7 protein-coding genes are annotated in these 14,202 nt (G+C 71.2%); 1 reads left to right on the top strand and 6 read right to left on the bottom strand.

Annotation, left to right across the window (positions count from 1 at the left end; translation table 11 throughout):
• Window positions 1-27 precede the first annotated feature (27 nt).
• From AB0E24_RS05810 to AB0E24_RS05800, 3 genes are all read right to left on the bottom strand, one after another.
• Entirely contained in the window at window positions 28-2,088 is a 2,061-nt protein-coding gene (locus AB0E24_RS05810; RefSeq protein WP_079255924.1) for a hydantoinase/oxoprolinase family protein, read from the bottom strand.
• A gap of 50 nt (window positions 2,089-2,138) precedes the next feature.
• Window positions 2,139-3,413 (bottom strand): hydroxymethylglutaryl-CoA reductase, degradative, encoded by a 1,275-nt coding sequence (locus AB0E24_RS05805; protein WP_079255923.1) that lies wholly within the window; start codon window positions 3,411-3,413, stop codon window positions 2,139-2,141.
• 121 nt (window positions 3,414-3,534) lie between these two features.
• Entirely contained in the window at window positions 3,535-4,035 is a 501-nt protein-coding gene (locus tag AB0E24_RS05800) for an ATP-binding protein (RefSeq protein WP_359375040.1), read from the bottom strand.
• 248 nt (window positions 4,036-4,283) lie between these two features.
• On the opposite strand from AB0E24_RS05800, the gene AB0E24_RS05795 reads away from it, so the two are divergent.
• On the top strand, window positions 4,284-6,260 hold the full coding sequence (locus AB0E24_RS05795) for a helix-turn-helix domain-containing protein (RefSeq protein WP_093701811.1): 1,977 nt from the start codon (window positions 4,284-4,286) through the stop codon (window positions 6,258-6,260).
• Between the two features lie 35 nt (window positions 6,261-6,295).
• On the opposite strand, the gene AB0E24_RS05790 is transcribed toward AB0E24_RS05795, so the two are convergent.
• The 3 genes from AB0E24_RS05790 to AB0E24_RS05780 form a co-directional block, all read right to left on the bottom strand.
• Window positions 6,296-8,572 (bottom strand): glycoside hydrolase family 43 protein, encoded by a 2,277-nt coding sequence (locus AB0E24_RS05790; protein ID WP_359375039.1) that lies wholly within the window; start codon window positions 8,570-8,572, stop codon window positions 6,296-6,298.
• Window positions 8,573-8,679: 107 nt separating this feature from the next.
• Entirely contained in the window at window positions 8,680-12,336 is a 3,657-nt protein-coding gene (locus AB0E24_RS05785) for an alpha-glucuronidase family glycosyl hydrolase (protein ID WP_359375038.1), read from the bottom strand.
• A 63-nt stretch (window positions 12,337-12,399) separates the two neighbouring features.
• On the bottom strand, window positions 12,400-14,196 hold the full coding sequence (locus AB0E24_RS05780) for a glycoside hydrolase family 2 TIM barrel-domain containing protein (protein ID WP_283888263.1): 1,797 nt from the start codon (window positions 14,194-14,196) through the stop codon (window positions 12,400-12,402).
• Window positions 14,197-14,202: the final 6 nt, after the last annotated feature.

Below are 14,202 nucleotides of genomic sequence, written 5' to 3'. Positions count from 1 at the left end.
TGGGTCTCCTGGATCGGGCCGTGGCGTTCAGACGGACGGCTGGAGCCGGATGAGGAAGTGGCCGGCTTCGGTCAGCTCCACCGTGGCTCCGGTGGGCACATAGACGGTGGTGTCGGGCTCCTCCAGCAGGCACGGGCCCTTCGCCCGCGCCAGCGCGGCGAAGCCCCGGTGCACCTCCACCTCGGTCCGGGCCCCGGTCGCCGGTTCGAGGATGGTGCGGCGCAGCAGCGTGTGGCTCTCCCCGTCGGCTTCCACGATCTGCCGGACCTGCTGCACATCGCTGCGGCCGACCGCGCGCACCCGGGAGTTGACCAGCAGGATGTCGGTCTCGGTCCAGGCCGTCCCGGCCCCGAACTCGGTCTCGTAGTCGGCGATGAACCGCGCGCGCAGTTCGTCCTTGTCCGCCTCGGTGAAGGTCCCGCCCTTCAGCCGCGTGGTGACCTCGAAGATCTGGCCGACGAACTTCATGTCGGCCTCGCGGTACAGCTCCCGCCGGTCCTCGGGGATGCCCTCGGCGTCGAACCACGCCCGCGCGCGCCGCTCCAGGGCCTGGAACTCGCGGTCCAGGTCGGCGGCCGGCTGCCGCATCGTCCAGGGGCTGGTCCGCACGGCGGAGTAGACGGAATCGGCGTGCATGAGCCCGTAGGCCGAGAACACCGCGGCGTTGCGGGGGATGACGAGTTCGCTCACCCCGATCTCGGCGGCGATGCTCGCGGCGAACAGGCCGCAGGCGCCGCCGAAACCGACGAGGGTGAACTCCCGCGGGTCATGGCCGCGGTTGACGGTGATCTTGCGCAGCGCGTTCGCCATCTGGGAGGTGGCCAGCCGGTACACCCCCTCGGCCGCGGCGTCCTCGGTCAGTCCGAGGGGCTCCGCGACATGGGCCCGCAGCGCCTCGCGCGCCAGGTCCTCGTACAGCTCGACAGTCCCGCCGAGGTAGTAGCCGGGGTTGATCAGGCCGAGCACGAGCGCGGCGTCGGTGACCGCGGGGCGGGTTCCGCCCTTGCCGTAGCAGGCGGGACCGGGGGTGGAGCCCGTGCTGTGCGGGCCGACCCGGAGCAGCCCACGGCCGTCCACCCAGGCGGCGCTGCCGCCGCCGGCGCCGATCGTCTCGATGTCGACGACGGTCAGACTCGTCGGCAGACCGCCGATCTCGGCCCGCGGGAGCAGCCGGAACTCATCGTCCATGATCGCGGCGGCGTCCAGGCTGGTGCCGCCCATGTCGGCGGTCAGTACCCGGCGCCTGCCCAGCTGCTGCCCGAGCAGACGGGCGCCGGTGACGCCGCCGACCGGACCGGAGTTGAACATGGAGATCGGCGCCTTGCTGGTCTCCTCGACCGACAGGAACCCGCCGTGGACCTGCATGATCTGCACACGAGCACGCAGGCCGCGGGCGCGCAGCTCCTCGGCGAGGTGGTCGAAGTGCGAGGCGACGAGCGGTTTGACCGCGGCGTCGAGCGCCGTGGTGACCATGCGCTCGTACTCACGGTAGACCGGTGTCAGGCTGCTGGAGAGGGTGAACGGGACGTCCGGGTGGTGCTCCCGCAGATACCGGCCGATGGCCTGCTCATGGGCGGGGTTGCGGAAGGACCACAGCAGACATACGGCGATGGCCTCCGCGCCCGTGGCGAGCGCGGTGTCCACCGCGGCGGCGATGGCCTCCTGCCGCAGCGGCACCAGGACCTCGCCGTGCGCGTCGACGCGTTCGGCGACCTCGATGACACGGCCGCGTTCGACGATGCCGGGCGGTGGCAGCATCTTGTGCGGGTCGCGCTCATCGGTCCGCGCCGACCGGGCGATCCGCATCGTGTCGCGGAACCCCTGCGTCGTGAGGAGCGCCACCGTGGCGTACTTCTGCTCGTCGACCGCGTTGGTGACGATCGTGTTGCCGAGCACGAACCGGTCGACGGCCGGGTAGAACTCCTCCTCGGACATGCCCGCGCGCTCCTGGAGCACGGCCAGCGCCCCCAGGATGCCGGTGGTGACGTCCTTCGTGGAGAACGCCTTCCCGCGGACCGCGCGGCCGTCGAGGACCGCGACCGCGTCGGTGAATGTGCCACCGACGTCGATACCAACCTGTAGTGCCATGTCTCAGCGTCTCCCTTGGCTCGGATGCGTGCAGGCGGTGAGGCGAGGCATCAGCCCTCGCCGCGCAGCTCGGCGAGGACCTTCTCGGCATGGTCGGCGCGCACGGCCCGGTCGGTGACCAGCCGGGCGACCACGAGCGGCAGTTCCTCGGGGGTGGCGCCGACGGTGACGGCGACGTTGCGGGCGTGCAGCGACATATGGCCGCGCTGGATGCCCTCGGTCGCCAGGGCCCGGACCGCGGCGAGATTCTGCGCCAGGCCGACGGCGGTGATGACTTCGCCGAGCTCGTGGGCCGTGGTGACGCCGAGCAGGGCCACGGCGGCCTGTGCGACCGGGTGCACCTTGGTGGCCCCGCCGACCAGGCCGACCGCCATCGGCAGCTCCAGCGCGCCGACCAGGTTGCCGTCGGAGTCCTTCTCGAAGTGCGACAGGGATGTGTACCCACGGTACCGGCCGATCGCATGCGAGTGGGCGCCGGCTTCGACGGCGCGGGTGTCATTGCCGGTGGCCAGCACGACCGCGATGACGCCGTTCATGATCCCCTTGTTGTGGGTGGCGGCGCGGTACGGGTCCGCCTCGGCCAGGGCGGCGGCGTGCACGATGTCGTCGACCACCTCAGGCCCTCCGAGCGCCTCGGCGTCGAACACGGCACGCGCCCGGCACAGCCGCAGGTCCGCCTTGTTGCTGAGGATCCGCAGCAGCGTGCGTCCCCGGGCGATCTCCCCGACCCGCCCGGCGATCGCCTCGGCCATGGTGTTGACGGCGTTGGCGCCCATCGCGTCGCGTACGTCCACGATCAGGTGCAGCACCACATAGGTGCCTCGGGGGGCGTCGACCAGATGCACATCCACGTCCCGGACGCCGCCGCCGAACCGGAGGAGCTGTGGGTCCTGTGCGTCGGCCAGCGCGATGAGCTCCTCGCGCGCCTCGAGCAGCCGTAGCCGGGCGGTGTGCGGATCGGCGACATCGAGGACCTGGATCTGCGCCCGCATGAGCGGTTCCGTGGTCGAGGTGGTGAATCCGCCGGTGACGCGGGCGATACGGGCGGCGTTGCTGGCCGCGGCGATCACCGATGGCTCCTCGGTGGCCATGGGGATCAGATAGTCGCGGCCGTTGACGGTGAAATTGGTGGCCACGCCCAGCGGGACACCGAGGACACCTATGGCGTTCTCGACCATGTGGTCGGCCTGCTCGAGGGTGAGGCCGCGCTCGGGGTCGAGCACCTCCAGACTCTCCGGCTCGACCGCGGCACCGCGCGCGATCCGGGCGCGGCGCTCACTGATCGACAGGTCCTTCACGCCGGAAAGCCTGCTGTTGACTGCCATGGATCCTCCTGCTTTCGGTGACGAGCTCAAGGGGAGAGGGGCCCGGCGGCGCGGGCGGGCGGCGGCATGGCTGCCGGGGGCTTGACGGTCAGGGCGCCGCCGGGCGCCGTGACCGGCCGTTTCACCACCCGATCGGCGCCCGGCGACCGGGCAGGTCCCACGGATGTCGGGTGGGAAGCGGAATCAGCAGCTCGGCGCGGACGGCGGTGCCCTGCGGGTTCCGCTGAATCCGGCATGTCGTGGCGTAGGCGTGGACCAGGCCAAGACCCCGCCCGTCCACCATCTGGTCGGGGGGCCCGGTGCCGGGACACCGTTCCCGCCATGTGCCGGCGTCCCTGACTTCGACGGAGGCCATCGAGCCGTCGACCGTCAGCAACAGGCTCACCTCGGCGCTTCCGCTGTGCAGCACGCTGTTGGTGACCAACTCCGTGGCGATCACGCGCAGTGCGTCGATGGTCTCCTCGGGTGCCCCCCACCGTGTCGCCACATCGCGGGTGAAGGCCCGCAGGGCGGGAACCGCCCGGGGCTCCACGCCCATGGAGCACATGGCGGACCGCTGCCGGGGCGCGGCCGCGTCGTTCCGGCGGCGGTGGGTGGGCTGGAGCAACTGTTCATCGATCATGGTCATGTCCTGCGGTGAGGAGTCCGTCGTCACGCCGGAGAGTCGCACTGCGGTCGAGGGGGGAGCCGGGCCCTGCGGTACGGCCCTGTGAACAGCAGATGTTCATTGGATGACGCCGCTGTCACACCTCAGACTGTAGATACGCCCGGTCAGAGCGACCATGTACCATGACTACACGGTGCGAAGTTTTTAATGGGTGATTCACACAGGGCCGGACAGGGTGGACTGGGCTGGACAGGGTGGTGGACATGGGAGCACCCCGGGACACCGAACGGGCGGCACCACAGACCGACGTCCCGGTGGCCGCTGTCCTGGCCCTTCTCGATCTCGCCGCGAAGGGCACCCGGGACGAGCCCGAGGCGGTGACCGACCTGCTGCTCACCGAGCATCTCGACACCGCCACGGCCACCCAGGTGGGCCGCCGGGTTCGCGAGCTCCAGGGCGCGATGGCCCGGTCGCACCGGCGCGGACAGGAACTGGCCGCGCTGTTCTCCAGCGCACGGGAGCTCGCCGAACTGCACGACGTGGATCTGCTGATCACCCGGCTGGTGCAGCGGGCCCACGACCTGGCCGGCACCGATATCACCTATCTGTCCGAGTTCGATGAGACCACCCGTGAGCTGAGGGTCCGCTCCACAGCCGGGGCGGTCGCCCCGTCCTTCCAGAGGCTGCGGGTGCCGCCGCATATCGGTCTGGCCAGCAAGATCGTCGAGACCCGCGCTCCGCAGTGGACCTCACGCTACGAACAGCTGCGCGATGTGCCCCATGACGACAGCATCGACAACGCCGTCCGTGCCGAGGGCCTCGAGTCCATCGTGGGCGTTCCGCTGATCGCCGGCGGCCGGGTCCTGGGAGTGCTGTTCGCCGCCAATCGCACCGAGCACGCCTTCTCCCCGGAGGAGGTCTCGCTGTTGTCGGCCTTCGCCGACAACGTCGCCGTCGTACTGCAATCGGCCCGTCTGCTCACCCAGGCCCGGGACGCGGCGGCCGAGACACAGCGTGCCTATGACGCGCTGGCCGACCATGTCGAGGCGATGGAACGCGCCGGCCGGGTGCACGAGGAGCTGACCGCCGCGGTGCTGCGCGGAGGCGGCGCCGCGGATGTCGCGCGCACTCTGGGAGCGGCACTGGAGCGGCCCGTGGTCATCCTCGACGAGACCTACGCCGTGCTCGCCGCGTCCGACGACCGGAGCACCCCCTCGGTGATCGACCCGCCCGCCGTCCGGTTGGCGATCACCGACAGCCTGCGCTCCGGACGCTGCACTCCGCTGAGCCCGCCGACCGGGGAGTTCCACACGGCCGTCGCGGTGCTCGCCGGGGAGATGATGCTCGGCGGCCTGCTCATCGGTGACGGCGCGGTCGAACTCGGCGCGGTGGAGCAGCGGACCATCGAGCGCGCCGCACAGATCACCGCGCTCCTCACCCTCAAACAGGACGCGGTCCTCCACGCCGAGGACCATGTGCGCGGTGAGCTTCTCGGCGACCTCGTCAGTCTCGACGCCCGGCGTCGCGCGAGCCTCCCTGCCCGGCTGCGCGCTCGCAGATTGCGCCCGGACGACCTGCGCACCGTCGTCATCGCCGTGGTGGCGCCCGAACAGCGCCGTGCCGCGCTGCGGGCCACCCAGACAGTGGCCGCGCCGTCCGGTCTGGCGGGCGAGGTGGACGGTGTCGTCACGCTCGTCGTACCGGAGAGCGATCCGCAACGTGCGGCGACCACCGTCCGTGACCGCCTGTGTGCCGCGATGGGGGCCGGTGAGGTGCTGACCGTGGCCGCGCCCCCCGCGGAGAGCCTGGACGAACTGAGCACCCGTTTCACCACGGCCCGGGATTGCGGCCGGGTGCTGACCGCCCTCGGCATCGAGGCGGCCGCGGTGGCGGCCGACGCCTACCTGCCGTACACCACGCTGTTCGCCCACGACCCCACCAGCGTGCGGCAGTTCATCGACCGCACCATCGGCCCCGTCCGGCGCTGGGACGCCGAACGGGGGACCGAGCTGCTCGCCACCCTCCACCGCTTCGTGGACTGCAATGCCAGCCCCGCCCGCACCGCGCGGCTGATGGGCGTGCACAGCAACACCGTGCTCCAGCGGCTCGACAGGATCACCCAACTGCTCGGCAGCACCTGGCGGGACTCGGAGTCGTTCTTCCGCATCTCGGTGGCGGTGCGCCTGCACACCCTGTCGGAAACCCTTCAGGGCTCCTCACATCCGCTCCGGCGCTCCTGACAGGGGCCCGTCCCGGCGAGTGGAGCGGAGCGGTGTCAGGAGTAGAAGCGCACGTAGTCGAAGCGTGCGGTCACGCCCTCACCGGCCAGGGAGACGAGGCCGATGCGCGGGTCGGAGCCGGCGGGCAGATGCCAGACCCCACCCCAGATGTAGTGCTTTCCATCCCGGCTCGTGGCCGGCTGGAATGTGTGCTCGCCGGTCTTCGGATCGACGGTGTGGCGCAGCCGCAGCCACATGGTGTCGGCCGACGGGCCCAGCTGCATCTCCGGCCAGCTGTCACGGTCCCGGCCGATCCACAGGAAAGCCTGCCGTGACGGGCCGGTCCGGGTCGGGGCCAGATGGATCGAATCCGCCGGGCTCTGGAAGGCGATCAGCCCGGCCTGGCTGCGCCCGTCGGGGGCGTCGGTGATCGGGAAGCGCAGCTTGGTCTCGACCGTGTAAGTGCCGGCCGGAGCGTCACGAAGCAGCGCCGATGCCATGGTGCCCTTGCCGGAGAAGTCGGCATCCTGCGTGGGCCACACATACTGGCCCTCGGCGACCTTCCCGTCGGCGGGGCCGAACCACGTCCAGCCGTCCAGCCGGTCGTCGTCGAAGTCCTCGTCGTACTCCGGCAGCCGGGCTCCGATGCGGGGGTCCGGCTGTTTGACGGTCACCGGCGTGTAGAGCCGGGTCACGCCCACGTTGTCCACCTCGCCGGCGCCGTGGGTCGAGGCGACACCGCCACGGCGCCAGTCCTCGGGCACGTCCACCTTCAGCTCGGCCAGCGGCATGTCGAGCATGGCCGAGCTGACCTGTACGCGCGCCGCGCCGTCGCGGATCTCGGCCGTGAGCGAATGCCAGGTCCGCGGATCGGCGTCGGTGTGTAGACGGGCGGTCCGCTTCCGCACCACCTTCCGGTCCCGGGTGACCTCGACGGCGAGTGTGCCGTTGGAATCCAGCCAGGCCACGGCGTGGTCGGACGGACCCGAGGACGCCAGTACCAGGCCGACCCTGCCGTCGTCGTCGCGCAGCCGGACGTCGGCCTCGATCCTCACATCGCCGTCCGGGGCCCGCCGCGGCAACAGCAGCTGCGGGACCGCGGCCCGGGACCGGCCGCGGGCGTAGCGTCCCGAGTCGGGGTCCGAACCCGTGGTCCAGGCCCCGCGCCCGGCGGTGTCGAAGCGGCCGAGACCTTCGTCGAAGGTGCTGCCCGCGTCCCAGGTGCCCGTCGGTGCGGTCTGCCGGTCCTCGCTGGTCCAGGCGCCCGCGCGCACCGTCGGCCAGCCGTCGATCCAGTCGAGCCGGTCCATCATGCTCGGCCGTCCGCCCCAGCTGGGATCGCTCTCGTGGCGGTCGAATCCATTGGTGAGGATCCAGTCCTGGCCCGACTTGTCGACCACGTTCGCCGAATGGCCGGTCGCGACCCACTTGTTGCCGTTCGGGGCGTTGACGATCGTGCCGCCCGGGTGCAGATCGGCCAGGCCGACGCCCTCGGCGTCCTTGAACGGGCCCATCGGGCTCCTGGCCCGCCCGGCGAACACCGGATAGGCGCCCTCGTCCCGGGCGCAGCAGCCCAGGCCGGAGTAGAAGAGGTAGTACCAGCCGTCGCGCTTCACCGCGTACGCGGCCTCGCCGCGCCGGGCGCCGACCACCTGCACCGGATCGCCGACCGGCGCGGTGCCCTCCTCGTTCAGGCGCACCGCCTGGATTCCGCCGTCGCGGAACGAGCCGTAGTAGAGGTACTTCCGGCCGTCGGAGTCGACGAACACCGACGGATCGATCTGATTGACCGTCGTCCCGTACGGCAGCACGGGGCGGCCGATGTCCTTCCACGGACCCGCCGGATGGTCCGACGTGGCCAGCGCGATGGTGTTCTCGTCGCCGCCGGCGACCGAGTAGTAGAGGTAGTACTTGCCGTTGATGTAGCGGATGTCGGGCGCCCAGTAGTAGGTGCTCGCGAAGTCGCGCCACTCCGGATGATTGTCGGGCCCGAAGACATCGCCGACATAGGTCCAGTTGACGAGGTCGGCCGAGCGGGTGATCGGCATGAAGTGCTGCGACTCCCACGGACCTCCCTGGTTGTCCCGGCGCATGCTGGTCTGGGTCGCGAAGGCGTACCAGTAGCCGTCCTTGCCGCGGATGATCGACGGGTCGGAGAAGGCGTCCGCCACGTTGTCCATCACGGGGTTCTGGAACGTCCCGGCCGGATCGGCGGGATCGGCCGCGGCCGGTCCCGGATGCGCACTGCCGAGGCCGAGGACCATGAGCAGGGCGAGGAGGACGGCGCCGGGTCTGCCCCGGACCGCGGGGAATCGTGCTGATGTCGAAGCCATGTCGGGAGCTCTCCTTTGTGGATACCGGATATGCCGGAGCTATCGGAGATGCCGGGTCGCGGACCGCGCCCGGAGGAACGGATGGGTGTACGGCGCGGGGGGTGGGCTCAGATGACGACGAGGGCCGCGATGCGCCAGAGGCCGTTCAGCTTCGAGCCGGTGATCTCCAGGTCGGCGGTGCGTCCGCCGGCTCCACCGTCGAGGTCGAAGGAGAACCAGACGAAGGCTCGGCTCGGCAGGCTGTCGTCGCCGGAGCGGCCGAGGACCGTGCCGTCCTCGGAGATGGTGGTGATGCCCGAATCGGTGAGGGAGTCGCCGGTCAGCACCCACACCGTGTGCCTGCCGGCCGGCACCGGGACGCGCAGGACGATGGGCTCGCCCCGCTGCATCACGATGTCACGGCGCAGATCGTCGGCGTTGCCCCGGTCACGGGTGTTCGGCCGGTCGCCGACCCAGCCGAAGCCGCGGTCGGCGGTGTAGACGTCCTCGGGCGACAGCCTGGTGTACCCGGTCAGCAGTGGGCTGGACGGCGGGCCGGCGTCGAACGCCGCGGCCGCGTCATCGGGGTGCGGCGTGGTGACCACGGACACCGACCGGCCGCGCTCGATCTCCTCGGCGCCGCTGGTGAGCCGGATCTCGACGGTGGCGAACCCCGGGGTGGACACCGGGGTCGCGGTGACGGTCAGCTCTCGCTCGGCCCCGGCGCGGACGGTCACGGTCCGTTCGGTGCCGGACCAGCCGTCGGGGGTGACGAGGCGGGCGGTGACATCGCGGTCCTCGGTGCCGGTGTTGCGCACCAGCACCGTGACCGGGTTGGCCCGGCCCGTCCACCACACCGGATCCGCCACCGCCCGCATGACGACCAGGGACGGCACCGGGGCGCCGGGGTCCGTGATGGCGAACGCGGACAGCCGCCAGGGTCCGCCCACCCCCGTGAACGTGATGTCCGTGGTGCGGCCGGTGGCACCGCCGTCGAGGGGGAGTTCCAGCCAGGTGAAGGTTCCGCTGGGCTGCTTCGGACTGGTGGCGACCGTGGCGCCGTCCACCGCGACCCGGGTCGGCGAGGCCGTGGCACCGGTGTCACCGACCAGCGCGTACCCGGTGTGCCTGCCCGCCGGCACGGCCACGCGCAGCACCCGGGACGAGTTGTGCCAGAGGTGGTCGCGCAACAGGGGCTCGCCACCGCGGTCCCTGGCCGACGGGGCGGCGCCGACCCAGCCGTGGCCGGCCGACGCCGACCAGGCCGACTCGGGGGTCAGGGCGTCGTAGCCGGGCATCGAAGTCCCGTTCCGCGGACCGGCGTTGAGCGCCATGTGGCATCGGCTGCCATCGGGCGCCACGACCAGGGACGGTGGCCGGCCGTCGAGCCGGGTGAGCTTCGGCGCCACGTCCAGGTCCAGGGCGGCGACGGTGCCCGGCAACGGGGGCGTGACCGGCAGTTCGAACTCGGCGGTCGCGGCCCCGGCCGCGGACCGTTCGGCGGGTTCGGTGCGCCAGTCCGCCGACGGTGGCCGCAGTACGACCGTCAGGTCGCGGTTCCGCGCCGAGGCGTTGGTGACGGTGACCGGCAGGAGGTTCGGACGGCCGCCGAGCAGTACCCGCGAACCGTTCGGCGCCGCTTGCAGCCATTCCCGCCGCGCATCGACGACGCGGCTCTTGTCGAAGAAGAAACCGACCACCGTGTCGCGCCAGAACGTCGCGTGTTCCCGCTGGGCCTCGAAGCCCGCCGTGACGGCGGCATGGCGCCGCGGGTCGACCTTCCCGGACAGTGCGCTCCACCCGGCGAGGAACCGGTCGATGTGGTCGACCCCGGTGAAGTGCGTATCGTAGATGTGCTGGATGACCGTCTTGCCCGACCGCAGCCGATGGCCGTACGGCACCCAGTGCATGAACAGCAGCAGCTCGTCGGGGCAGGCCGCCGTGGACTCGTAGCGCTCCCGCCACGGCCGTGGGTAGAGCCCGGTGAAGCCGCTGCCGGTCGCCTCGGTGCGGTCGAAGCCGGTGCCCTCGGTCGTGGAGTGGTGTGACTGGAAGAGGGTACCCAGCGGGTTCGGGTCGAGATGGTCGCCACCGGGGTCGGTGAGATAGCCCATTCCCAGCGGCGAGGTGTAGTCCTCGTACGTCCGGCGCGAGTGCGTCAGGATGTCGGCCACCACCTCGGTGACCGCCTCGTCGGTGCCGAAGGTCAGCCCGGCCCACTCCGCGGCCAGATCCCGGGGGTCGGCGTCCGGATTCCAGCACATCCTGCCGAAGGCGTAGGTGTTCGCCGCGCCCAGCAGATAGCCGGTCCAGTCGCGGGCGTTGCCGAAGTTGCTGACCCCGGCGATGCCCGCCCGCGGCGCACGGCCGTCGTCGTCCGCGAGGATGTCGGCGACGGTCGGTCCGGTGCCGGGCCCCCGCGTCGGGAAGGTCAGCACCTCCCGCCACAGCGGGGCCAGATAGGTGGTGTGGAGCGTGTGGCCCGTGTACTCCTGGGTGAGCTGGAGTTCCAGCATCTGGTTGGTGTGGCGCATCGCGCCGAACAGGGGGTGTACGGGCTCGCGGATCTGGAAGTCGATCGGTCCGTACTTGGTCTGGAGGATGACGTTGTCGTCGAACTCGCCGTCCAGCGGGGCGAACACCCGGTACTGGTACTCCGCCCAGTCGCTGAAATCCTCGTGGACGAAGCTGCGCCAGACGATCTGCCCGTTGTGCGGTGCGACCGTGCGGGCCAGCATGTTCGCGCCCTCGGCATGGGTACGTCCGTAGTCCAGCGGGCCGGGCTGCCCCTCCGAGTTCGCCTTCACCAGGAACCCGCCGAACCCGGGCAGGCTGTTGAAGACTTCGGCGCTCTTGTCCCGCCACCACTGCTGGACCCGTCGATCGGCGGGATCGGCTGTCGTGATCGGATCGGTGTCATGCGCGGTCAGGATCATCGGGCTGGCGTAGTTGACGGACAGCCAGGTGGAGATGGACCATGACTGGAGAAGCGCGGCCAGGGGTCTGAGCCTGGTCAGCATCTCGCCGGTGATGAAGTCGGCCCCGGCGTTCACATTGTTGAGCACCGAGGCGTTGATGCCGATCGATGCCATGGACCGCGCGTAGTCGACGAGCCGGCCGGAGATGTCCGGCAGCTTGTCCCACTCGAAGAGCGACGTGCCCGCGTAGCCACGCTCGATCGACCCGTCGATGTTGTCCCAGTGATTCATCATGCGCAGCGCGGTGCGCGGCTTCTCCGAGACGGACAGCTTGTGCAGTGGCCGCTCGAGCTGGAGCAGACGGATGAGATGGAAGACCCCGGCCAGCACGCCGCGAGCACCACGGGCCCCGATGACCAGGCGCCGCCTGCCCGGCGGTCCGGTCATCTCGATCACGAACCCCTGCGCACCGATCCGGGCCAGCCGGTCGGGGCTCAGCTGGGAGCGCACGACCGGCGACTCGTCCACCGTGCCGATGACGACCGAGGCCCGGTCGGCGGGAACCCGGGCCGGTGCGCTGCCGGTGAGGCCCCGGGCGGCCCGCCGCAGTTCCAGCTCGGCGCTGTCCATGACCGGGCCCTCGCCCTGGCGCGCCAGACCGGCCAGGGCCTTCCGGTACTCGGCGAGCCGCCGGGCATCGGTGAGGGGGCGGTAGCGCAGCCAGAGATCGTAGCCGTCCTCATCGGGGGTGCCTGCCGATTGGGCGAAGCCGGCCGCCGTGCCCCACGGGCTCAGTACGGTGGCGAAGGCGAGGGCGGACGCCTGGAGCACTCGGCGACGACTGTACTCGTACTCGGATCGCGCCATTGCGGTTTCTCCTCTGTGGAAGAACGAAGGGAATTGCTCCGAGCCCTCGCACGGCGGGACACGCTATGCGCGTGGGCGGGTGAGAATGTCGCGCAGTTCGGCCAGGGGGATCTTCGGCCGGCGGTCCGGTGTGAGCAGGCCGTTGGTCTCCTGTTCCGTGTCGGTGAACTGGGTGTAGCAGTAGCCCGCGAGCCCGGAGTCCACCGCGGCGGCCACCAGGTCGGCGAGGCGTTTCGCGAAGTCCTCCTTCGTGGCCACGGTGTCGTAGCCGAACCACTCGGCGCCTTCGGCCGGTTCGAAGGTCGCGCCGCCGAACTCGCTGAGGACGACGGGCTGCCCCTGGTGGCGGACGCCGTCCAGGGTCAGCCGTTTGGCGCCGGGCCACTGCTCGGCCAGCTCGCCCTGCCGCAGCGAGGCGTGGCCGTACCGCTCACGCAGTACGTTCGCGTGCTGGGTGTAGTCGTGGACGCCCCAGATATCGGCGGCGGAGATCTCCCATCCGTCGTTGGAGACGGCGGGGCGGGAGGGGTCCAGGGCCTTGGTGAGGTGGTAGAGGGCGTCCATGAAGTGGCGCTGCGCGGGGACGAGCGCCGGGTTCGGCACGGACCAGGACTCGTTGATCGGGACCCAGGCGACGATCGAGGGGTGGCTGAGGTCGCGGGAGACGGCTTCGGTCCACTCGGCGACCACGCGCTCGACGGTCCGCGCGCCGAACGCGTACGCCGACGGCATCTCCTCCCACAGCAGCAGCCCGAGCCGGTCGGCCCAGTACAGGAAGCGCGGGTCCTCGACCTTCTGGTGGATACGCAGCCCGTTGAGGCCGATCTCCTTCGCCAGTTCGACGTCGCGGCGCAATTCCTCGGCCGAGGCCGACAGATGCGATGCGGGCCAGTAGCCCTGCTGGAGCGCGAACCGGAGGAAGTACGGCTTGTGGTTGAGGAGGAAGACGCCGTCGTCCCAGCCGATGTCGCGCAGGCCGAGGTAGGACGTCGCACGGTCCACCGGTGTGTCCTCGGCCGCGTCGCGCAGCTCCACCACCGCGTCGACGAGTTGTGGCCGCTCGGGACGCCAGAGCAGGTCGTCGAGGTCCTGCCCGTGCCGCAGGGCGGGCACCGCGACGTCGAACTCCGTCTCCTGGCCCTCGATCAGCGTCCGCTGCTCGGCGAGCACCCGCTCGCCCCGCGTGAGGCGGACCGTCACGGTGAGCGGGCGCCGCGGCCAGTGGCCGAGCCGCAGCCGGCAGCGGACGCGGGCGTGGGCGACCTCGGGGGTCCAGTGCAGAAGCGCGATGTGCTCGGCCGGGACCTCTTCCAGCCACACCGGCTGCCAGATCCCGGAGGTGCGGTGGTACCAGATGACATGCGGATCCCGGCGCCAGTCCTGCTTGCCGCGGGGCTGTGTGGCATCGAGCGGCTGGTCCTCGGCGCGGACGACGAGGGTCTGCTCGCCGTCCCGGTCGACGGCGTCGGTCAGATCGCAGGTGAAGCCGGTGTGCCCGCCCTCGTGCCGTCCCACCAGGCGGCCGTTCAGCCAGACCTCGGCCCGGTGGTCGACCGCACCGAAGTGCAGCAGCAGCCGCCGCCCGGCGGTTGGCCGGGCCACGTCGATCGTGCGCCGGTACCAGAGCACGGGGTGGAAGGCGGTGTCCGCCACGCCCGAGGCCGCGGACTCGGGCGGATAGGGCACGGTGACGGTGCCGGTGAACGGTGCGGAGGTCGCCGGGTCCATCCAGCGGTCCGCGCGGCCGCGGTCCTCGTCGTCGTGGGCGAACCGCCAGGAACCGCCGAGGTCGCGCCAGTCGGGATCGCGGATCAGTTGCGGCCTCGGATGGCCTGCGGCGTCCAGGTGCGGGAGGGGCATGCGTGA

This window comes from Streptomyces malaysiensis subsp. malaysiensis, assembly GCF_040653035.1.
Classification (GTDB): domain Bacteria; phylum Actinomycetota; class Actinomycetes; order Streptomycetales; family Streptomycetaceae; genus Streptomyces; species Streptomyces malaysiensis.
This window is presented reverse-complemented; position numbering and strand designations above follow the sequence as displayed.